At 73.8% G+C, this 21610-nt stretch carries 18 protein-coding genes; 11 read left to right on the top strand and 7 right to left on the bottom strand.

Going from position 1 to position 21610, the window contains the following annotated elements:
- Positions 1–14 precede the first annotated feature (14 nt).
- Positions 15–782 (bottom strand): DeoR/GlpR family DNA-binding transcription regulator, encoded by a 768-nt coding sequence (locus FE634_RS13855; protein ID WP_137292835.1) that lies wholly within the window; start codon positions 780–782, stop codon positions 15–17.
- Positions 783–919: 137 nt separating this feature from the next.
- On the opposite strand from FE634_RS13855, the gene ptsP reads away from it, so the two are divergent.
- A complete protein-coding gene (gene ptsP / locus FE634_RS13850) occupies positions 920–2623 on the top strand; it encodes a phosphoenolpyruvate--protein phosphotransferase (RefSeq protein ID WP_187366706.1) in 1704 nt (567 codons plus the stop codon).
- A gap of 186 nt (positions 2624–2809) precedes the next feature.
- Here ptsP and FE634_RS13845 read toward each other — a convergent pair whose 3' ends face one another.
- The 3 genes from FE634_RS13845 to FE634_RS13835 all read right to left on the bottom strand — a co-directional run bounded on the left by FE634_RS13845 (position 2810) and on the right by FE634_RS13835 (position 5872).
- Positions 2810–4042: an AI-2E family transporter gene (locus FE634_RS13845; RefSeq protein WP_137292833.1), complete on the bottom strand. Its 1233-nt coding sequence runs from the start codon at positions 4040–4042 to the stop codon at positions 2810–2812.
- A 73-nt stretch (positions 4043–4115) separates the two neighbouring features.
- Positions 4116–4757: a response regulator transcription factor gene (locus FE634_RS13840; RefSeq protein ID WP_137292832.1), complete on the bottom strand. Its 642-nt coding sequence runs from the start codon at positions 4755–4757 to the stop codon at positions 4116–4118.
- The gene (locus FE634_RS13835) at positions 4709–5872 is read right to left on the bottom strand and encodes a sensor histidine kinase (RefSeq protein WP_137292831.1); all 1164 of its coding nucleotides are present in this window, start codon (positions 5870–5872) and stop codon (positions 4709–4711) included. Before FE634_RS13835 ends, FE634_RS13840 begins: the two co-directional genes overlap by 49 nt.
- A 135-nt stretch (positions 5873–6007) precedes the next feature.
- On the opposite strand from FE634_RS13835, the gene FE634_RS13830 reads away from it, so the two are divergent.
- Complete coding sequence (locus FE634_RS13830; RefSeq protein WP_262347427.1) at positions 6008–8209, top strand: MMPL family transporter; 2202 nt, start codon at positions 6008–6010, stop codon at positions 8207–8209.
- Here the strand turns inward: FE634_RS13830 and FE634_RS13825 are convergent.
- Positions 8172–10340 (bottom strand): molybdopterin-dependent oxidoreductase, encoded by a 2169-nt coding sequence (locus tag FE634_RS13825; RefSeq protein ID WP_262347426.1) that lies wholly within the window; start codon positions 10338–10340, stop codon positions 8172–8174. The genes FE634_RS13830 and FE634_RS13825 overlap by 38 nt on opposite strands.
- A gap of 109 nt (positions 10341–10449) precedes the next feature.
- On the opposite strand from FE634_RS13825, the gene FE634_RS13820 reads away from it, so the two are divergent.
- The 3 genes from FE634_RS13820 to FE634_RS13810 all read left to right on the top strand — a co-directional run bounded on the left by FE634_RS13820 (position 10450) and on the right by FE634_RS13810 (position 12976).
- Positions 10450–11109 carry a TerD family protein gene (locus FE634_RS13820; RefSeq protein WP_137292830.1) on the top strand — a complete coding sequence of 220 codons (660 nt, stop codon included), beginning with the start codon at positions 10450–10452 and terminating at the stop codon, positions 11107–11109.
- A 126-nt stretch (positions 11110–11235) separates the two neighbouring features.
- A complete protein-coding gene (locus FE634_RS13815) occupies positions 11236–11805 on the top strand; it encodes a TerD family protein (protein WP_281283789.1) in 570 nt (189 codons plus the stop codon).
- Between the two features lie 88 nt (positions 11806–11893).
- Entirely contained in the window at positions 11894–12976 is a 1083-nt protein-coding gene (locus FE634_RS13810; protein WP_138876209.1) for a DUF475 domain-containing protein, read from the top strand.
- A 55-nt stretch (positions 12977–13031) separates the two neighbouring features.
- Here the strand turns inward: FE634_RS13810 and FE634_RS13805 are convergent, their stop codons facing one another.
- Positions 13032–13784 carry an HNH endonuclease family protein gene (locus FE634_RS13805; RefSeq protein WP_138876208.1) on the bottom strand — a complete coding sequence of 251 codons (753 nt, stop codon included), beginning with the start codon at positions 13782–13784 and terminating at the stop codon, positions 13032–13034.
- A gap of 20 nt (positions 13785–13804) precedes the next feature.
- Here FE634_RS13805 and FE634_RS13800 point away from each other — a divergent pair, with 20 nt between their 5' ends.
- Entirely contained in the window at positions 13805–15016 is a 1212-nt protein-coding gene (locus FE634_RS13800) for a hypothetical protein (RefSeq protein ID WP_148240691.1), read from the top strand.
- Between the two features lie 191 nt (positions 15017–15207).
- Here FE634_RS13800 and FE634_RS13795 read toward each other — a convergent pair whose 3' ends face one another.
- On the bottom strand, positions 15208–15783 hold the full coding sequence (locus tag FE634_RS13795) for a TerD family protein (protein ID WP_137292825.1): 576 nt from the start codon (positions 15781–15783) through the stop codon (positions 15208–15210).
- 173 nt (positions 15784–15956) lie between these two features.
- Here FE634_RS13795 and FE634_RS13790 point away from each other — a divergent pair, with 173 nt between their 5' ends.
- From FE634_RS13790 to FE634_RS13775, 5 genes are all read left to right on the top strand, one after another.
- Positions 15957–17129: an HpcH/HpaI aldolase/citrate lyase family protein gene (locus FE634_RS13790; protein WP_148240690.1), complete on the top strand. Its 1173-nt coding sequence runs from the start codon at positions 15957–15959 to the stop codon at positions 17127–17129.
- Positions 17126–18394 (top strand): phosphoribosyltransferase family protein, encoded by a 1269-nt coding sequence (locus FE634_RS21355; protein ID WP_222847582.1) that lies wholly within the window; start codon positions 17126–17128, stop codon positions 18392–18394. The genes FE634_RS13790 and FE634_RS21355 overlap by 4 nt, the downstream gene beginning before the upstream one ends.
- Complete coding sequence (locus tag FE634_RS21350) at positions 18391–19515, top strand: cysteine protease StiP family protein (protein ID WP_222847581.1); 1125 nt, start codon at positions 18391–18393, stop codon at positions 19513–19515. Before FE634_RS21355 ends, FE634_RS21350 begins: the two co-directional genes overlap by 4 nt.
- A gap of 9 nt (positions 19516–19524) precedes the next feature.
- Positions 19525–20361, top strand: coding sequence for a hypothetical protein (locus FE634_RS13780; protein WP_138876205.1), 837 nt, complete (start codon positions 19525–19527; stop codon positions 20359–20361).
- A 627-nt stretch (positions 20362–20988) separates the two neighbouring features.
- Entirely contained in the window at positions 20989–21342 is a 354-nt protein-coding gene (locus tag FE634_RS13775; protein WP_148240689.1) for a GIY-YIG nuclease family protein, read from the top strand.
- Positions 21343–21610: the final 268 nt, after the last annotated feature.

Raw genomic sequence — 21610 nt, 5'->3', positions numbered from 1 at the left:
CGGCGGGGGGATGCTCACGCTACGAGAACCTCAGTTCCTGCTCTCTCGATCGCCCGACGGTCGGACGGCTCGATGGCGGCGTCGGTGACCACGATGTCCACCTCGGAGAGCGCCGCGAAACGGATGGCGGAGTCGTGGCCGATCTTGGTCGAGTCGACCAGGGCGACCACCTGCTGGGCGGCGGCCACGACGGCGCGCTTGGTCGCGGCCTCGTCGGCGTCGGGGGTCGACAGTCCGTGCCCGACGCTGAGGGCGTTGCTGCCGAGGAAGGCGATGTCGGCGCGCAGCATGCCGAGGGCGGCGACGGTGTCGGGGCCGACGGCGGCGTGCGTGGCGGTGCGCACCCGGCCGGGGAGCAGGTGCAGCTCGACCAGGGGGAGGGTGGCCAGCCGTGAGGCGACCGGGACCGCGTGGGTGAAGACCACCAGGCGGCGGTCCTGGGGGAGCGCCCCGGCCAGGCGGGACGTCGTGCTGCCGGCGTCGAGGATGATCGTGGAGCCGTCGGCGGGCAGCAGCGCCAGGGCGGCCTTCGCGATCAGGTCCTTGAGGTCGGTGTTGAGGCGGTCGCGGTCGCCCAGCGCGGCCTCGGTCGTGGCGAGGGCGTCGGCCGGGACGGCGCCGCCGTGGACGCGGCGCACGAGGCCGAGCCGCTCGAGCTGCGAGAGATCGCGGCGCACGGTCTCGGTGGTGACGTCGTACTGTTCGGCCAACGCGGTCACCGAGACGCGTCGGCGCTCGGTGATCAGCCGGGACATCGCCTGCTGTCGTTCCTCGGCGTACACGTGGACCCTCCTCACCCGGTGCCCGGTCCCTCGGTGGATCCGGCAGGGCCTGGTGGCGGCCCTCACAATCTGTACTTGTGTTGTTTTATGCCCGAATGTGTTGACTGTCAAGGGGTGGGGGTGAGTAACTTGTGATCGTGGTCACCGACGCCAGCCCCTCCGCCAGCTCCCTCCAGCCCGCCTTCACCGGCACCCCGGTCGTCCCCGGGGTGGCCTACGGGCCCGCCGTCCTCGCCCGCGGCGAGGTCTCCGCCGAGGCCGTCGCGGCCTTCGGCGACGGCGGGTTCGCCGACGCCGAGGCGGCCCTGGCCGCCTACGACGCCGCCGCGACCGCGGTCTCCGGGGGCTTCTCGGCCAAGGCCGAGCGCGCCAGCGGTGCCGCGGCGGAGGTGCTCACCGCGAGCGCCGGCCTCGCCACCGACCGTGGCCTGCGCGGCGCGGTCCGCAAGAACCTGCGCGCCGGCAGCCCCCTGCTCGAGGCCGTCGAGCACGCCGTGGAGCAGTTCGCCGGCGTCTTCACGCAGATGGGCGGGCTGATGGCCGAGCGGGTCACCGACCTGCGCGACATCGAGCGCCGCCTCGTCGCGCGCCTGGTCGGGGAGGCCGAGCCCGGCGTCCCCACCCCCGAGGCGCCCTCGATCCTGCTCGCCGAGGACCTCGCGCCCGCCGACACCGCCGGCCTCGACCCGGCCGTGGTGCTGGCCCTGGTCACCGAGCGGGGCGGTCCCACCAGCCACACCGCGATCATCGCGCGCCAGCTCGGCATCCCGTGCGTCGTCGGCACCGCCGACGTCCTCACCGTCGAGCCCGGCACGATGCTGCTCGTCGACGGCACCAGCGGCGGCGTCACGGTCGACGTCGACCCCGAGGTGGCCGGCGCGCTCGTGGCCGCCGACGCCGAGGACCGCGAGGCGCTGGCCCAGTGGACCGGCCCCGGCGCCACGTCGGACGGCTTCCGCGTCAAGATCCTGGCGAACGTCGCGGACGGTCAGTCCGCGCGCTCCTCGGCCACCGGCCCCGTCGAGGGCGTCGGCCTCTTCCGCACCGAGCTGTGCTTCCTCAACCGCACCGAGGAGCCGACGGTCGACGAGCAGGCCGAGATCTACGCCGAGGTGCTCCAGGCCTTCCACGACGACCGCTACGTCGTCGTGCGCACCCTCGACGCGGGCTCCGACAAGCCCGTCGCGTTCGCGACGATGCCGGGGGAGGAGAACCCGGCGCTCGGCGTCCGCGGGCTGCGGCTGTCGTTCAGCAACCCCTCGCTGCTCGAGCGCCAGCTCGACGCCATCGCCGCGGCGGCTGAGTCGACCGGCACCGAGACGTGGGTGATGGCGCCGATGGTGGCCACCGTCGCCGAGGCGCGGGAGTTCTCGGCCGCCGTCCGCGGGCGTGGGCTGAAGTCGGGCGTCATGGTCGAGGTCCCCTCGGCCGCGCTGATGGCCCACCAGATGCTGGAGGAGGTCGACTTCCTCTCGATCGGCACCAACGACCTGACCCAGTACACGATGGCCGCGGACCGGATGGCGACCGACCTCGCCCACCTCACCGACCCGTGGCAGCCCGCCGTCCTCCAGCTGGTCGCGATCACCGCCGAGGCCGGTCGTCAGGCCGACAAGCCGGTCGGCGTCTGCGGCGAGGCCGCGGCCGACCCGCTGCTCGCCTGCGTGCTGGTCGGCATGGGCATCACGTCGCTCTCGATGGCCGCAGCCGCGGCGAAGCCGGTGGGAGCCCGCCTGGCCAGCATCACCCACGACACCTGCCTGGAGGCCGCCGAGGCCGCCCTCGCCGCCGTCGACCCCGCCTCGGCCCGAGCCGCTGCCCTCGCCGTGCTCGGGGGCTGAGCGCCCGGCGTCCGCCGGCCCGGCGCGTCTGGGGGGCCTGAACCTGAACCTGGGGGCCGGGATCCCGGCCCCCAGGTTCAGGTTTCCCCGGTCGACCGGGGAAACCCCGCCCCGGCGGCACCCAGCCCCTGGAGACGCCGTTCAACGACAACGGCTACTTCTTCGACGCCGTCGTCCGGCACCCGGTCACGGTGGGCTGAGCGGCTTCCCGTCCCGCCGGTCGGCCGGCTCCCCGGCCGGCTCCTCGGCCGGCTCCTCGACGGGCTCCTCGACGGGCGGGTCCTCGTCCTCGGGCGGCGCCGACGCCACCGGCGTCCCGCTCCGCACCGACACGACCTCGTCGAGGTAGCGCAGCACCACGGCCGCGACCGCGACGACCGGCACCGCGAGGAACGCCCCGGTGATGCCGAACAGCGTCGAGCCCAGCGTCACCGACAGCAGCACGACGGCCGCGTGCAGCTGCATGCTCCTCGACTGCAGCCACGGCGAGAGCACGTTGCCCTCGAGCTGCTGCACGGCCACGATGACCGCGAGGATGATGAGCGCGGCGGTCGGCCCGTTCGAGACCAGGGCGACCAGCACCGCGAGGGCGCCGACGACGAAGGCGCCGACGATCGGCACGAAGCCGCCGACGAAGGTCAGGATCGCCAGCGGGATCGCCAGTGGCACGCCCACGACCAGCAGCGCGGCACCGATCAGCACCGCGTCGATGGCGCTGACGATGGCCTGGGTGCGGATGTAGCCGCCGAGCGTCGTCCACGAGCGCCGCATCACCTCGGTGAGGTGGCCGCCCACGCGGTCGCCGGCCAGCCGCTCGACCCAGGGTGCGAACCGGCGTCCGTCCTTGAGGAAGAGGAACGTCAGGATCAGCGTGATGACGACGGTGACGGTGGCCGAGGTGGCCGCGCCGACGCCGGTCAGGACGCCGGAGGCGATCGCCCCGCTGCTGCTGCCCAGCTTGTCCTGCATCGCCTGGATGCCGGCGTCGATCTGGTCGCGCGAGACGAAGTCCTTGGCCTGCACCCAGTCCTGCACGTCCTGCAGGCCGGCCGAGGCCTTGTCGACGATGTCGCCGAGCTGCCCGCTCACCGCCGGCGCGATCGCGAAACCGAGGCCGACGAGGGCAGCCAGCGAGCCCAGCAGGACCGCGGCCGCGGCCAGCGCCGCGGGCAGGTGCAGCCGGCGCTCGAGGAACCGGGCCGGCTTCTCCAGCACGGTCGTGAGGATCAGCGCCAGGGCGACGGGCAGCACGATGCTCCAGAAGCGCCCGACGACCAGGCCGAGCAGCACCGCGGCGATCGCGATCAGGATCCACCGCCCGCTCCAGCGGGCCAGCCAGGCGATGCCGTCGCCGACGACCTCGGCGCGCTGGCGGGGCGCGGGGGACGGCGCGACAGGCGGGGGCGTGGGGGAGGTCATCCCCCGACCCTCGCAGATCGCCGGAGGCCCGGGAGGATTCCTCACCCCGGCGGTGGGGCGACCGCAGGAGGTCTCAGGCGTCCAGCCAGGCCAGCACCGCCCGCACCCGGCGGTGGTCGTCGTCGGCCAGGGGCAGGTCGAGCTTGGAGAAGATGCCGTTGATGTGCTTGGCCACCGCCTTCTCGGTGACGACCAGGTGGGCGCCGATCGCGGCGTTCGACCGGCCCTCGGCCATCAGCGCCAGCACCTCGCGCTCGCGCGGGGTGAGCCGGTCCAGCGGCCGCTCGCGCCGGCGCGCCATGATCGCGGCGACCACCTCTGGGTCGAGCACGGTGCCGCCCGCCGCGACCCGCAGGACGCCGTCGACGAACTCGGCGACGTCGGACACCCGGTCCTTCAGCAGGTAGCCCACCCCGCCCTCGCCGCTGGCGAGCAGCTCGCGCGCGTAGAGCTGCTCGACGTACTGCGAGATCACCATCACCGGGAACCCGGGCCGCTGGGCGCGCACGGCGATCGCCGCGCGCAGGCCCTCGTCGGTCTGCGTGGGCGGGAGGCGGACGTCGACGACGGCCGCGTCGGCGTCGGGGTCGCGCAGCACCTCGGCCAGCGCGTCGCCGTCGGCGACCGCGTGCAGGACGGTGAAGCCGTTGCCCTCGAGCAGCTGGGTCATCCCGGCGCGGAGGAGGGCGTGGTCCTCGGCCAGGACGAGTCGCACGGCACCTCCAGGACGATCTCGGTCGGCCCACCCGGCGGGCTGGTCACCGCCATCGTGCCGTCGAACGACGCCAGGCGGCGTCCGATGCCCAGCATGCCGGTCCCGGCGCCCGGGTCGGCGCCGCCCACGCCGTCGTCGGTGACGACGACGCGCACCCGGCCCGCGGCGTGGTCGCCGACGTGGCGCAGCGCGATGGTGACCTCGGTGGCAGCGGCGTGCTTGCCGACGTTGGCCAGGCACTCCGCGACGCCGAGGTAGAGCGCCGACTCCACCGGCGCCGGGGGCCGGCCGGGCAGGTCGACCTCCACGTGGACCGGCAGCGCCATGTCGAGGGCCAGGGCCTCCACGGCGCCGGCCAGCCCGCGGTCGGCCAGCACCGGCGGGTGGATGCCGCGCACGACCGCGCGCAGCTCGCCGATCACCGTGGACGTCGTCGCCCGGGCGTCGGTGACCAGCCGGCGGGCCCTGGCGAGGTCGCCGGTGGGGTCGGCCAGGGCCTGCTCGGCGAGCCCGAGGCTCATCGACAGCGCGACCAGCCGGGCCTGCGGGCCGTCGTGGAGGTCGCGCTCGAGGCGGCGCAGCTCGGCGGCGGCGTGGTCGACGGCCTCGGCCCGGGTCTCGGTGAGCACCTGCACCCGCCGCTCGAGCTTCTCGGTGCGGCTCGACGCGAGGAACCACAGGTCGACGTGCGACCGCAGCTGCATCGTCGGCCGGATCGCGACCCACCACAACGGCCAGGTGACCACCGCCAGCAGCTCGAGCACGCAGAGCAGCGCGACCACCCAGCCGAAGGTGCAGGCCCAGACCAGCCAGCCCAGGTCGCGCCAGCTCATCGGGTCGCGGGCGACCGCGACCAGGGCGGCCAGCGGCTGGCGGGGCACCGGCCGGTAGGGCCGCGGCACGTCGAGGCCGAGGACGTCGGCGGCCATCCGCCGGTGCGCGTCGGCGACCAGCCGGGTGGCGGGCACGGCCACCACCAGCAGCAGCCCGCCGACCCAGACCACCATCAGCACCCCGCCGACGACGGTGAGGACCACCAGCGCGAGCGCGACGACCCCCAGCAGGAGGTGCGCGACGGCGTACCCGGTCAGGCGCAGGCGACTCGGCTCGGACATGGCTCCATCCTCGCGGTCGACCCGACCGCGCGCAGGGGTGCTGGCACCACCTCGGCCCGGGTGCCTGGACTCCTGACGACGACGTCCGCGCTCACGAGGCTGGAGCCCCCAGTCCAGAACCTCCCAGGAGACGTCGTGACCAACCCCCTGACCACCCTTCCGCGCCGTGCGGCCCGCTGGAGCGCCACCCACCCCTGGCGCGCCATCGGCGCCTGGTTCCTCCTCGTCGTCGTGGCCGTCGCGCTGGCGGCGCTGGTGCCGACCGCCGAGACCGAGGACGCCGACTACCGGCACGGCGACTCGGGCCGCGCCGCCGAGCTCGTCGCGGCCGCCGGGCTCGACGGGCCCGACACCGAGAACGTGCTCGTCACCGCGGACGGCGTCCTCGACCCGGCGGCGGCCGACGCCGCGGCCGCGGCGGTCGTCACCGCCCTCACGCCCCTCGAGGGCGTGGCCGCCGTGGCCGGGCCCCAGTGGAGCCCGGACCGGTCGGCCCTGCTGGTGCCGGTCCAGCTGGCCCGTGACGACGACGGGTCCGGGCGCGGCGCCCTCGCCGACCGGGTCCTGGACGCCGTGGCCGGCGTCCAGGACGCGCACCCCGACGTCGAGGTGCGCGCCACCGGCGACGCCACCCTGGACGCCGCGATCGACGAGCGGGTCGGCGACGACCTGGCCGCCGCCGAGGGGATCAGCCTCCCGATCACCCTGGTGCTGATGCTGGTGGCCTTCGGGGCGCTGGTCGCCGCCGGGCTGCCGGTGCTCCTCGCGGTGACCAGCGTGGCCGCCACGATCGGCATCCTGGCCCCGATCTCGCACCTGGTGCCGGCCGAGAGCACGGTGACCAGCATGGTCGTGCTCATCGGCATGGCCGTCGGCGTCGACTACTCGCTGTTCTACCTCAAGCGCGAGCGGGAGGAGCGGCTCGCCGGCCACAGCACCCTGGAGGCCGTCGACATCGCCGCCCAGACCTCCGGGCACTCGATCCTGGTCTCCGGCGGGGCCGTCATCGCCTCGATGACCGGGCTGTTCCTGATGGGGGACGCGACCTTCAACAGCCTCGCGGTCGGGTCCATCATCGTCGTCGGCGTCGCCGTCCTCGGCTCGGTCACCGTGCTGCCGGCGCTGCTGGCCAAGCTCGGCCGCTGGGTCGACCGGCCCCGCGTCCCGCTGCTGTGGCGCCTCAACGCGCGCATCGGCCGGGGCGGGCTGAGCACGCGGATCCTCGCCCCCGTCGTCCGGCGTCCCGGCGTGGCGCTGCTGCTGTCCGGCCTCGTCGTCGCCGCGCTGGCCCTCCCGGCGCTCGGGCTGCGGGTGCACGCCGGCAACCTCGACACCCTGCCCGCCTCGGTGCCGGAGGTGCAGACGATGCGCGAGGTCGCCGCCGCCTTCCCGTCGGAGGGCACGGTGGTCGACGTCGTCGTCGGCTCGGACGACGACGACGCGGTCGCCCGGGCCCTGACCTCCCTCGAGCGGGACGCCGTTGCCACCGGCGACTTCACCGCGACCGGTGAGGCGCCGTCAACGGCCCGCGGCACGACGGTGCTGCACCTCGGGCTGCCCTACGAGGAGTCCGACGAGCGGGTCGACGACGCCGTGCGGGCGCTGCGGGCCGACCTCGTGCCGGCGGCGTTCGACGGGACCGACGCCGAGGTCGTCGTCGGCGGGGACGCCGCGGTCAGCCTCGACACCGCCGACCGCTTCGGCGGACGGCTGCCGCTGGTGGTCGGGTTCGTGCTGCTGCTGACCTTCCTGATGATGCTGGTGACCTTCCGCAGCGTGGTGGTCGCCGCCCTCTCGACGGTGCTCAACCTGGCCTCGGTCGGCGTCGCCTTCGGGTTCCTCGTCCTGGTCTTCCAGCACGGGTGGGGCTCGGGCCTGCTCGACTTCACGAACCCGGGCTTCGTCATCGACTGGCTGCCGCTGTTCGTCCTGGTCGTGCTCGTCGGGCTCTCGATGGACTACCACGTCTTCGTGGTGAGCCGGATCCGCGAGCACGTGAGCGCCGGGCTGCCGACCCGCGTCGCCGTCCAGCGCGGCATCGCCGACACCGCCGGCGTCGTGACCAGCGCGGCCGCGGTGATGGTCTCGGTGTTCGCGATCTTCGCGACCCTGTCGATGCTGGAGATGAAGATGATGGGCGTCGGCCTGTCCGCGGCGATCCTCCTCGACGCCACCCTGGTCCGGCTGGTGATGCTGCCGGCCGCGCTGGTGCTGCTGGGGGAGCGGGCGTGGTGGCCGGTCCGCCCGCGCCCCGTCGTCCCGCCCCCGGCGGCCCCGCTGGACTGGGAGACCGGCGAGGTCAGGCCGGCGCCGGGGCCGGAGCGCCAGCCCGTCTGACGCGCACCGGGACGCCGTTGAGCGCGGCGTTGCCCGAGACGTCGAGGAGCCCGGGGTCGGTGAGGTCGTTGATCGAGACCCCGGGCACCGTCGAGGCGTGCGCCAGGCGGGTGCCCGCGACCTGGTGGCCGTAGCCGTGGGGGAGCGAGACGACGCCCGGCATCACGTCGTCGGACGCGGTCACCTCCACCTCGACCGAGCCGACCCGGGAGGTCACCTCGACGGTGCCGCCGTCGGTGAGGCCCCGGGCGGCGAGGTCGTCGGGGTGCATCAGCAGGTGGTGCCGCGGCCGGCCGCGGGTGAGCCGGGTCGTGTTGTGCAGCCACGAGTTGCAGTCGCGCTGGTGGCGGCGTCCGATGAGCAGCAGCTCGTCGGACGCCGGCGCCGGCGGCTCCTCCAGCCAGGCCCGCACCCGGTCGAGGTCGGCGACCACGAGCGGGGGGACGACGTCGATGCGCCGGTCCTCGGTCTGCAGGCGCCCGGGCATCGTCGGGCGCAGCGGGCCGAGGTCGAGGCCCTCGGGGTGCGCCGCGACCTCGGCGGCCGTGGCGCGGCCGCCGGTGTCGAGCAGCACCTCGACCAGGTCGGCGGGCGGGGTCGCCAGCTGGGCGGCGACGTCGTCGGCCAGCGGGGCGCCGAGGCGGTCGGCGAGGCGGGCGGCGAGCCCGCCGAAGATCTGCCAGTCGTGGCGCTGGTCGTCGTCGACGTCGAAGACGGCCGGCGTCCACCGGGCGGTGTTGCGGACCGCGAAGCCGTGGAAGACCAGGTCGTACTGGTCGCGCTCGAGCGCGCTCGTCGGCGGCAGCACCACGTCGGCGTGCCGGGTCGTCTCGTTGAGGTAGAGGTCGACGGCGACCATGAAGTCGAGCCCGTCGAGCGCCCGGGCCAGGCCGCGGCCGTCGGGGGTCGAGAGCACCGGGTTGCCGGCGACGGTGACCATCGCCCGGATCCGACCCTCGCCGGGGGTCCGGATCTCCTCGGCCATCACCGCGGCGGGCAGCTCGCCGGCGAACTCCGGGAGGTCGCGCACCCGGCTGCGCCACCGGTCGTGCCGGCCGGGACCGGCGATCCGTCGTCCGACGGTGTCGACGGCGGGCTCGGTGAACATCGCGCCGCCCGGCTGGTCGAAGTGGCCCGACAGCAGGTTGAGGCAGGCGATGGCCCACTGGCAGATCGTGCCGAAGCCCTGGGTCGAGACGCCCATCCGGCCGTGGACGACGCCGGCACCGCCGCCGGCCGGGGCCGCGAGGTCGTGCGCCAGGCCGCGGACCACGTCGGCCGGCACCCCCGAGACCGCCTCGGCGCGCTCGGGGGTGAATGGCGCCACGAGGGCGGCGAGCGCGTCCACGCCGTCGACGTAGGCTGGCGGGCGGGCCAGCCCGTCGTCGAGGAGCACGTGCAGCATCGCCAGCAGCACCGCGGCGTCGGTGCCGGGGCGGACGAAGTGGTGCTCGTCGGCGACCCTCGCGGTCTCCGTGCGCCGCGGGTCGAGCACGACCATCCGGCCACCGCGGGCGTGCAGCTCGCGCACCCGGGCGGGGAAGTCGGGCACCGTCATCAGCGAGCCGTTCGACGCCATCGGGTTCGCCCCCACGACCAGGAAGGAGGAGGTGCGGTCGAGGTCAGGGATCGGCAGCAGCAGCTGGTGGCCGTACAGGAGCCAGGCCACGAGCTGGTGCGGGACCTGGTCGACGGTCGAGGCGCTGAACCGGTTGTGGGTCCGCAGCGCGCGCACGAACGCCGGCCCGTGGGTGCCGAAGCCGAGCGAGTGGGCGTTCGGGTTGCCGAGGTAGACCCCGACCGCGTCGCCGCCGTGCTCGGTGATCGTCGCGGCCAGCCGGTCGGCGACCAGGTCGAGGGCGTCGTCCCAGGACAGCTCCTCCCACGTGTCGCCCACCCGCCGCACCGGACGACGGAGCCGGTCGGGGTCGGCGTGGACGTCGGCGAGGGCGATGCCCTTCGGGCACACGTGGCCGCGCGAGAGCGGGTCGTCGGCGTTGCCGCGGACGCCGGTGACGGCGCCTTCCTCGATCGTCAGCCGCAGCCCGCAGATCGCCTCGCACAGGTTGCACGCCGCCAGTCGGGTGCCGGTGAAGCCGGCCGGCACGGGGGACCTGGGGAGGGTGGTCACCTCGTCATCGTGGCACGGGCGGCGGGGCCGTGGGAGGCTACGCGCACCGGAGGCCGGCGACGACCCGGCGACGGCCCGGACCACCCGGCGACCACAGCGAGGACCACCGATGACCGACAGCAACGACCGGGGCCCGGTGTCCCTCGACAAGGTGACCCTGACGAAGGCGGCGCCGTCGGTGTCGCTGGCGAAGGCCGGAGCGGCCGGCGGGGTGCTGCGGGTGAACCTCAACTGGAACGCGCGGCCGCCGTCGGCGACGAAGTCCGGCGGGTTCCTCAAGCGCCTCGCGGCCACGCCCGCCCCGGCGATCGACCTGGACCTCGGCTGCCTCTACGAGCGGACCGACGGCGCCAAGGGCGCCGTCCAGGCCCTGGGAAACGCGCTGCGCGGCCAGCACGACACGGCGAACCCGGTCGCCTGGCTCGACGGCGACGACCGCTCGGGCACGAACGCCGCCGGCGAGAACCTCTTCGTCGACCTCGGCCAGGTCGCGGCGATCCGCCGGATCCTGGTCTACGCCTTCATCTACGAGGGGGTCGCGAACTGGGCGGCCGCCGACGGCGTCGTCACCCTGTTCCCGCCGTCGGGCCCCCAGGTCGAGGTGCGTCTCGACGAGGCCGGCGCCGGCGCCGGGATGTGCGCGATCGCCATGCTGGAGAACGTCGGCGGCGAGCTCGTCGTGCGCCGCGAGGTCCGCTACGTGCCCGGTCACGCCGAGGTCGACCAGGCCTACGGCTGGGGCCTGACGTGGGGCCGCGGCACCAAGTGAGCCCTCGGTGACCGCCGACCGGGGCCCGGGCCGTCCCGGGCCGGATCGGGCGTCGTCACCGGTCGTTTGTAGTCTGTGCCGCAGCACTCACACACACCATCGAAGGAGCGTGTCATGGTTGTCAGCTTGTCCAAGGGTGGAAACGTCTCCCTGACCAAGGAGGCCGGCCCCTCCGGCCTCAACAAGGTCCTCGTCGGACTCGGGTGGGACGTCCGCACCACCACGGGCCAGGACTTCGACCTCGACGCCTCCGCGCTCTCGTGCAACGAGGCCGGCAAGGTCGTCACCGACCAGCACTTCGTCTTCTACAACAACCTGCAGTCGCCCGACGGCAAGGTCGTGCACCAGGGCGACAACCGCACCGGTGAGGGCGAGGGCGACGACGAGGTCGTCGAGGTCGACCTGGCCGGCATGGGCCCCGACGTCGACAAGATCGTCTTCGCGGTCTCGATCGACCAGGCCGACGCCCGCGGCCAGAACTTCGGCCAGGTCACCGGCGCCTTCATCCGCGTCGTCAACAGCGACAACGGCACCGAGCTCGCCCGCTACGACCTCTCCGAGGACGCCTCCAGCGAGACCGCCATGGTCTTCGGCGAGCTGTACCGCAACGGCGGGGAGTGGAAGTTCCGCGCCATCGGCCAGGGCTACGCCTCCGGCCTCGCGGGCATCGTCCGCGACTACGGCGTCAACCTCTGACGCTCGACCCCTCGCACCACCGGCTCGACCCGCTGCGCCCCCGACCGACCTCCTCGGTCATCCCCTGACTCGAACGTGAGCTGATCCCGTGCTGTTCAAGACCCTTCGCTGGTCCTTCCTGTTCACCATCATCGGTCTGGCGATCGCCTTCCTGTACGACGGCGTCACCGGCGTCACCGTCACCGCGATCCTGATCGTCCTGGAGGTCTCGCTCTCCTTCGACAACGCGGTGGTGAACGCGAAGGTCCTGAACCGCATGTCGGAGTTCTGGGTCAAGATCTTCCTCACCGTCGGCATCCTCATCGCCGTCTTCGGCATGCGGTTGCTGTTCCCGCTCGTCGTGGTCTTCGTGACGGCGGGGCTCTCGCCGATCGAGGCGTGGGACCTGGCGCTCGAGAAGGGCAACCCCGACACCCCGGGCACCTACGGCTACATCCTCAACGACGCCCACCCGCTGATCGCGGCGTTCGGCGGGATGTTCCTGCTGATGATCTTCCTCGACTTCGTCTTCGACGAGGACAAGGAGCACCACTGGCTCGGGCCGGTGGAGCGGGCGCTGTCGAAGGCGGCAGCCTTCCCCGGGGTCTCGGTGCTGGTGGCGCTGGTGTGGCTGTTCGTGTTCTCCCGGATCTTCTCCGAGGAGTCCGCCGACATGCTGCTGGCCGGGGTCTTCGGCATCATCCTCTACCTCGCGGTCAACGGTCTCGGCGACTTCTTCGACGGCGGCCTCGAGGACGAGCTCGACGACGAGGGGGAGCGTCGGGCCTCGACCGGCGAGGTCGTCAAGGCGACGGGCAAGGCGGCGTTCTCGCTCTTCCTCTACCTCGAGCTGCTTGACGCCAGCTTCAGCTTCGACGGCGTCATCGGGGCCTTCGCGATCACCTCCGACCCGATCATCATCGCCCTCGGGCTCGGCGTGGGAGCCTTCTACGTCCGCTCGATCACGATCTACCTCGTGCACCAGGGCACCCTGAGCGAGTACGTGTTCCTCGAGCACGGGGCGCACTGGGCGATCGGCGCACTGGCGCTGCTGCTCTTCGTCAGCATCGGCCCGCACATCCCCGAGGTGGTCACCGGGCTGGTCGGCGTCGCGTTCATCCTGCTGGCCCTCTGGTCGAGCATCAACTACAACAAGAAGCACCGCGGCGAGGACCACGTCGTCCACGTCTAGGAGCCCTGCTCACCAGAAGAGCACCTGCTGACCCGTCCCGGGACCCCGGGGCGGGTCAGCAGCTTTTTCGCAGCACCGGCTCGATGACGCGGACGTCGGCGTCGGTGATCGCGAGGTCGTAGGCGTGGGCGACCTCGAGGTAGGAGGTGACGTAGGTGCACCGGTAGGCCTTCGCCGGCGGCAGCCAGCTCGCCGGCGTGCTGTCGCCCTTCTGCAGGTTGGCAGTGCCGTCGACGGCGACGAGCTCGAGCGCGGTGTCGTTGGCGAACCGCGCCCGCTGCGCCGGCGTCCACCCGGCGGCGCCGAGGTCCCAGGCCGCCGCCAGCGGGAAGAGGTGGTCGACGTGGATCTGCGAGCCCTCGGTCGCGTAGTCGATCCGCGCGCCGGTGTAGGGGTCGTCGAGGGTGCCCGCGACGACGTCGCAGTCGGGGCTGCGCTCCGAGTAGCGGACGTCGCGCAGGCTCGCCCCCAGGACGTCGTTGCGGGTGTCGCAGCCGTTGTGCCCGTCGGGGGCGTCGGTGTCGTCGCTCCACTCGGTGCCGAAGACGCAGCCGCCGTCGGCGCCGCACTCGCGGTCGTAGCCCGGCACGTCCGGGCGTCGCGCGACCACCCGGACCAGCCCGAGCAGCTCGCGCGTCCGGTCGGCCCCGGGCGTCGGGGACGGCGCGGGACCACCCGCCGGGGCCGGTCGCGGGGCGCGGTCGGCGTCGTCGGTGACCGGGAGGCCGGGCACCGAGCAGCCGAGGAGGAGCGAGCCCAGGGACGCCGCGAGCGCGACGCGGGCGGAGGGGCGGTGGAGGGTGCGCACGGTGCTCGTACGATACGACCGTGTCCCGTCGTCCGCCGTCGCAGCTCGAGGCGACGCAGCAGGCGCTCGACCAGCTGATGCTCGACTTCCAGCACCTCGACAGCTCGCAGCGCACGCTGCGCGGCATGGTGGAGAGCTTCCAGGCCTACCTGCCGCAGCGGGCGGCGGCGTCCGGCCTGGTGCCGCGGTTCCGGGTGCTCGACGCCGAGGCGGAGAAGCTGATCCTGGAGTACCTCGACGTCCTCGACCAGCACCCCTTCGACGCGACGTCCGACGTCGCCAAGCTCGGCGCGGCCCACCGCGCCTACGCCGCCACCGGGCCGAGGATCGCCAAGCACGCCGACGCGATGGACCAGGTGGTGAGCGACTACGACGCCGAGCTGACCCGGATCGGGCAGCAGGTCCAGCGGGGGCGCGCGCTCCGCGAGGGCGCGGCCGCGCTCGCCGGCCGGGTCGCGGCGGCGGCCACGCGGCTGCGCGAGGGCGGGCTCGAGGTGCCGGAGCTCAACGGGCTGCTGGCGCGCACCCGCGCGGCCGCCGTCACCGCCAACGACTGGCAGCCGGCGTCTGGGTTCCCCGTGCTGGAGCAGGCCGCGGCCGAGCTCGAGGTGCTGGCGCGCGAGACCGAGAAGCTCGCCGAGGAGTACCCGCAGCGTGTCGCCAAGGCCCGCACCCGCCGCTCGTCGCTGAGCACGCGGGTGCAGGCCGTCGAGTCACGGCGCGACCGGATCCCCGAGACCCTCGCGATCCTGCGGCGCGAGTTCAGCCTCGGCAACTGGCGCGACCTCGACGACGCCGCCGACCGGGTCGACGCCGCGCTGACCGAGGCGCGCACCAAGCTCCACGACTTCGACCGGCTCGTCGACGCCGGCGCCGACTGGGCGCTGCCGCTGCGGCTGCTCGACGAGGTGCGCGTCGCGCTCGACACCGCGGGCGGCCTGGTCGACGCGCCGATGACCCGCCTGACGGCGCTGCGCGAGGTCAAGGCCGACCCCGAGGCGCTGTTGAGGCGGGTGCGGTTCCGGCTGCGCGACGCCCAGCTGCTCGTGACCCACCAGCCCAAGGCCGGCGGCGACGCGGTCGCCCGCGACCTCGACGTCCTCGCCCGGCGCCTCGACGGCCTGCGCTCGTCCCTGGAGGGCGTGCATCCCGACTACTGGGCGCTGCTCGGCGAGGCCGGCAGGATCGAGGACGCCGTCAAGCAGCAGGTCGAGCGGTTCCGCGGGCTGTAGCGGACGTCGTCCTCGACTGGTGGCTGGCGGTCGCTGGTGGTGGCTCGCGGTGATGGTGGCTGGCTGGCGGCAGTACCGGCTGAGGGCGCCCGAGCCCGGACTGGGCGGCCCGAACCTGAACTTGGGGGCCGGGATCCCGGCCCCCAAGTTCAGATTTCCCCGGTCGACCGGGGAAACCCCGGCCCCCGGTCCTACAGCGTCACGCCGTAGTTGCTGATGATGCCCTGCAGGCCGGAGGCGTACCCCTGGCCGATGGCGCGGAACTTCCACTCCTCGCCGCTGCGGTAGAGCTCGCCGAAGACCATGGCGGTCTCGGTGGAGGCGTCCTCGGAGAGGTCGTAGCGGGCGAGCTCGGCGTCGTTGGAGGTGTCGATGACGCGGATGTAGGCGTTCTTGACCTGGCCGAAGCTCTGGCCGCGGGTGTCGGCGTCGTGGATGGTGACGTTGAAGACGACCTTGTCGGTCTGCGGGGTCAGCTGGGAGAGGTCGACCTCGATGGTCTCGTCGTCCCCGGTGGCGGCGCCGTCGCGGATGTCGCCCTGGTGGCGCACGGTGCCCTCGGGGGAGGCGAGGTTGTTGTAGAAGATGAAGTGCTGGTCGCTGAGCACCTTGTCGCCCTCGCCGCAGACCAGGGCGGTGGCGTCGAGGTCGAAGTCGGCCCCGTCGGTCGTCCGGGCGTCCCAGCCGAGGCCGACCCGGACCGACTGCAGCGACGGGGCCATCTTGGTCAGGCTGACGTTGCCACCCTTGGACAGCGAAACGGGCATGTTCTCTCCTTGGAAGTGCGCGGACGGACGTCGCCGGCTGTTCGCCGGCGGTTGCTGCGGAGGTTACTCGGCGATGGTGAGCGCGAAACCCCGCCGACCTATCCTTTCCCGGACCTCGGACGACGGCCCGCCTCTCGTCCCCCCACGCACCACCGGATGAGAGCGGGACCGCGATGCGCCAGTTCCACTTCCTCGACGCGACCGACCGCGCGCAGCTGTTCCACAAGGAGCCCGTCGAGCTGCACCGCGACGACTCGCTCGACCTGCTCGCCCACGGCCTGGGGGCCACGCTCTACATCCCCGCGACGCGCGACGAGCTGGCCGCCGACGTCCTGCGGATGGCCGCGCGCGGCGCCACCAGCTGCGTGCTCTGCCTCGAGGACGCGATCCCCGACGGCGCCGTCGAGTACGCCGTCAACCACCTCGCCCAGCAGCTCGCCACGCTGTACACGCCCGAGGGCCGCGCCGACCTCCCGCTGATCTTCGTGCGGGTCCGCTCCTCCGACCAGCCGGCCCGGCTGCTGGGGCTGATGGGCGAGGCCGCCGCCGTCATCGACGGCTTCGTGCTGCCGAAGTTCTCCGCCGCCGGGGGCCATGAGTACCTCGACGCCGTCACCGACTGCGAGCGCACCCTGGGGCGCCGGCTGATGATGATGCCGGTCATCGAGACGCCCGAGGTGATGTACCACGAGTCGCGCATCGACGAGCTGCTCGGCATCCGCGACCTCCTCGCCGCCCACGCCGACCGGGTGCTCGCGGTCCGGATCGGGGCCACCGACATGGCCTCGGTGTTCGCACTGCGCCGTCCGCGCGACCTGACGATCTACGACGTCCGGCTGATCGCGAGCGCGGTCACCGACGTCGTCAACGTGCTCGGCCGTCCCGGCGGGCACGCCGTCACCGGGCCGGTGTGGGAGTACTTCACCGCGCCCGACCGCATCTTCAAGCCACAGCTGCGTGAGTCGCCGTTCGCGCGCAAGGACGACCGCGACCTGCGGGCCCGGCTGCTGGCCCACAACCTCGACGGGCTGATCCGCGAGGTGCTGCTCGACCGCGCCAACGGGCTGATCGGCAAGACCGTCATCCACCCCAGCCACGTCCCGGTCGTGCACGCGCTCGCCGTCGTGACCCACGAGGAGCACGACGACGCCCTCGGTGTGCTGTCGGCCAAGGAGGGCGGCGGCGGCGTCGCGCGGTCGTCGTACCGCAACAAGATGAACGAGGCCAACCCGCACCTGGCCTGGGCCCGTCAGCTGATGCTGCGCGCCGACGTCTTCGGCGTGGCCGCGCCGGAGGCGACCTTCGTGGACCTGCTCGCCGCGGCCACCGACGAGGACCGCGCGTGAGCACCGTCGCCGGCTCCGGCACGACCACCTGGACCGGCGCCTGGGTCTGCGAGCACGCCGGCGTCGAGCTGGTCAGCCGCCCGGCCGGGGGAGCGGACGACGCCCCGGGCAGCGGCTCGGTCGAGGAGCTCGTCGGCCTGGCCGTGCGCCGCAACCCCAAGCGCGCCCACCTGGTCGTGTCGAACGTGCTGGCCAAGCACGTCCCGGTCGCCCCGTCGCTCGCCCGCCGGCACGGCGCCGAGCTCGGGGCCCTGGTCGAGCAGGCCCTCGACGGCGTCCGCCCCGACCTCGTGCTCGGCTACGCCGAGACCGCGACCGGCCTCGGGCACCTGGTCGCCGACGCCCTGGGCAGCACCGCGCTGCACTCGACGCGGCGTCCGGGCTGGTCGGCGCTGAGCTTCGAGGAGGAGCACAGCCACGCGACCACGCACCGCCTCCAGCCGCGCGACCTGGCCCTCCTCCAGGGCGCCGGCCCGCTGGTGCTCGTCGACGACGAGCTCACCACGGGCCGCACGATCCTCAACACCGTGCGCGAGCTGCACGCGATCTCGGCGCGTCCGGCCTACGTCGTGGCGGCGCTGGTCGACCTGCGCCCCGACGCCGCCCGGGCGCTGGCCGACGAGGTCGCCGCCGAGCTCGGCACGTCGATCGCGTTCGTCTCGCTGCTGGCGGGCGAGGTCCGCACCCTCCACGAGCCCGACGAGCTCGTGGTCGCCGCCGTCGCGGCCACCGAGCCGCTCCCGCACCCCGGCCCCGAGCGCGCCGCGGAGGTCACCGCCGGCTACGGGTGGCCCGACGGCGTCCCGACGGGCGGGCGGCACGGGCTCGGCCCGGGCGACGCCGAGGGCTTCGAGGCCGCCGTCGCCGGGCTCGGCGAGGAGGTCGGTCGGCTCGTCGCCGGCGCGAGCACGGTGCACGTGCTCGGCACCGAGGAGCTGATGTACCTCCCGCACCGCGTCGCCGAGCACCTCGAGGCGACCCGCCCCGCGACCGCGGTGACGTTCTCCTCCACGACCCGCTCGCCGGTCGTCGTCCGCGACGAGGAGACCTACGCGATCCGCCACGGGATCACCTTCGCGGCCCACGACGGCGCCGACGACGGCAAGCCGCGCTTCGCCTACAACCTCGAGCCCGGTCGCTTCGACGCGATCGTGCTCGTCGTCGACGACGCCACGCCCCCGCCCGAGGAGGGTGGGGCGGCCGGGCTGCGCTCCGCGCTGCGTGCGCTGTGCGACCGCCTCGTCGTCGTGCGGGTGGGCCCGTGACGCCGACCCCGCTGCACGGGCCCGCCTTCGGCTCCTACGCAGCCGACGACGTCACCTGGCTGCTCAAGGACCTCAGCCACGCCGAGCTCGAGGCACCGGTCGAGGAGCGCGAGGCCGCCATCCAGGCCGGCACCGCGCACTACGCCGAGTCGCTGCCGGTCGAGTACCAGCCCAGCCCGGAGTACACCGGGCTGTTCGAGAAGGCGCTCGCCGAGCAGGCCCGCCGGGTCGCGCTGGCCGCGGGGGTCCTGGTGCACCTGGTCGTCGACCTGCGCGGCAGCGACGCCGCGCTGGTCTCCCTCGCCCGCGCCGGCACCCCGATCGGGATCCTGCTGCGCCGCTACGCGCGCCGGCTCGGGCTCGACCTGCCGCACTACACGATGTCGATCGTGCGCGGCCGCGGCCTCGACCAGGTCGCGCTGCGCCACCTCGCCGAGCGGCACGCCCCCGGCGACGTCGTCTTCGTCGACGGCTGGACCGGCAAGGGCGCCATCTCGCGCGAGCTCACCGCCGCGTGCGCCGACCTCGCGCAGCGCACCGGCCAGCGGTTCGACCCGTCGCTGGCCGTGCTCGCCGACCCGGCCAACAGCACCGACGTCTACGGCACCCGCGACGACTTCCTCATCCCCTCGGCGTGCCTGAACTCGACCGTCTCGGGACTCGTGTCGCGCACCGTGCTCAACGACCGGCTGATCGGCCCCGACGACTTCCACGGCGCCAAGTTCTACGCCGACCTGGCCCCCGGTGACGTCTCGCGCCGCTACGTCGACGAGGTCGAGGCGCACTTCGACGACGTCGCCGACGAGGCCCGCGCCGAGGCCACCCGCCTGCTCGGCACCGACCGGACGCCGTCCTGGTCGGGCTGGCGGGCCGTGGAGGAGGTCAGCGCCGCCTACGGCATCGGCGACGTGAACCTGGTCAAGCCCGGTGTCGGCGAGACCACCCGGGTGCTGCTGCGTCGAGTGCCGTGGCGGGTCCTCGTGCGACCCGACCGGCGCGACGAGCTCGGCCACGTCGAGCTGCTCGCCGAGCAGCGCGGCGTCCCCGTCGAGGTCGTCGAGGACCTGGCCTTCTCCTGCATGGGCCTCATCCACCCGCGCTTCGCCCAGTCCGAGTCCTGAGAGGACCTGATGCTCGCCTCCGACATCGACCGCACCCTGCTCTGGTCCCACAAACGCCTCGGCGACGTGCCGGCGGCGGACCTGGTCTGCCTCGAGGTGCTCCAGGAGCGCGACTGGGCCTTCGTGACCCGGCGCGCCCTCGGCGCCCTCGACGCGATGACCGCGGGGGAGGGGGGCCGCGAGCTGGTGCTCTGCACGACCCGCACCCCCGACCAGGTGCTGCGGCTGCGGCTGCCGCGCTACCGCCGGGTGCTCTGCCTCAACGGCGGCGCGCTGCTCGTCGACGGCGTCCCCGACCCCGAGCACGCCCGGGCGACCACGGCGCTGGTGGCCCAGCGACGCCCGATGGCGGAGTTCGCCGACCGGGTGCGGCACCTCGCCGAGGCGCCGCACGTGCGAGGCCTGCGCGACGCCGACGGTCATTTCGGCTACTTCCTGCTCACCGGCGACCCGGTGCCCGACGCCTGGGTCGAGGAGCTGGAGGCCGTGGCGGGCGAGGACGGCTGGCGGCTGACCCACGAGCAGACCAAGGTCTACGCGATGCCCGACGTCCTGACCAAGGAGGCCGGGCTGACCCGGCTGCTCGAGCTCGGCGCCGACGGGGACGACGAGCTGGTCGCCGCGGCCGGCGACTCGATCCTCGACGAGGGGATGCTCCGTCTCGCCCGGCACGCGCTGGTCCCGAGGGGCGCCTACCTCGAGAGCCACGACTGGGACGGGGCAGTCACCACCGCCACCGGAGTCCTGGCCGGTGAGGAGATCGCCCTCTGGCTGGCCCAGCACGCCGGCCTCCCGGTGCTCGAGGCGACCCGAGCCCCGTCGTCGGGTGGTCTCGACTCGCGGTGACTTCGTCCCCGCGGCTCGACCAGCGGTGGGCCCCGGTGGTCGAGCCGGTGAGCGTCAGCGAGCCGAGTCTCTCCGGTGGTCGAGCCGGTGAGCGTCAGCGAGCCGAGTCGAGACCTGGTGGTGGGTCTCGACTCGCGGTGACTTCGTCCCCGCGGCTCGATCAGCGGGGGTTCCGGTGGTCGAGCCGGTGAGCGTCGGCGAGCCGAGTCTCTCCGGTGGTCGAGCCGGTGAGCGTCAGCGAGCCGAGTCGAGACCTGGAGGTGGGTCTCGACTCGCGGTGACTCCGTCCCCGCGGCTCGACCAGCGGGTTCCGGTGGTCGAGCCGGTGAGCGTCAGCGAGCCGGGTCTCTCCGGTGGTCGAGCCGGCGAGCGTCAGCGAGCCGAGTCGAGACCTGGTGAAGGGTCTCGACTCGCGGTGACTTCGTCCCCGCGGCTCGACCAGCGGGGGTTCCGGTGGTCGAGCCGGTGAGCGTCAGCGAGCGGGGTCTCTCCGGTGGTCGAGCCGGTGAGTGTCAGCGAGCCGAGTCGAGACCACGGACACGTCGACCGAACCGGTTGCGCAGGCGGTCATCCACAGGTGAGTCAGGTGTCCTGGCGAGCGGACGACGGTGTGCCGATCCTGGGGGGATGCCCTTCACCTACATGTTGAGATGCGCGGACGGCTCCTTCTACGTCGGGAGCACCTGGAATCTCGAGCATCGTCTCTACGAGCACGAGATCGGTGAGGGAGCCGAGTACACGAAGCGACGTCGTCCGGTCGAGCTCGTCTGGGTCGAGGAGTTCGAGCGCATCGCCGACGCCTTCGCTCGCGAGAAGCAGGTCCAGAACTGGAGCCGGGTGAAGCGTCAGGCCCTCATCGACCTCCGCTACGCCGATCTCCCTGCGCTCGCGGAGCGTCACTCGACACGCCGTCGCCGAGAGCGCGAGATCGCCGACACCGAGCGCCGCGGCAGACTCGGTCTCCCGCCGTCCGCCTCGTAGTGTGCCGGGGTCTCGACTTGCGGTGACTCCGTCCCCGCGGCTCGACCAGCGGGGGCTCCGGTGAGCGTCGGCGGGCCGGGTCGAGACCTGGTGGTGGGTCTCGACTCGCGGTGACTTCGTCCCCGCGGCTCGACCAGCGGGGGTTCCGGGAGCGTCGGCGAGCCGGGGCGAGACTCGCGGTGGGCGATGAGTTCGCGGTCGCCGGCCGGTCTGCAGGGGGACGACGTGCGTCCGCGGCCTGCGGGCGTGACCGAACCCGGGAGGAACA

The sequence above is a fragment of the Nocardioides sp. S-1144 genome (assembly GCF_005954645.2).
GTDB lineage: Bacteria > Actinomycetota > Actinomycetes > Propionibacteriales > Nocardioidaceae > Nocardioides > Nocardioides dongxiaopingii.
Note: the sequence above shows the minus strand (reverse complement) of the source record. Positions and strands in the feature narration are given on the sequence as shown.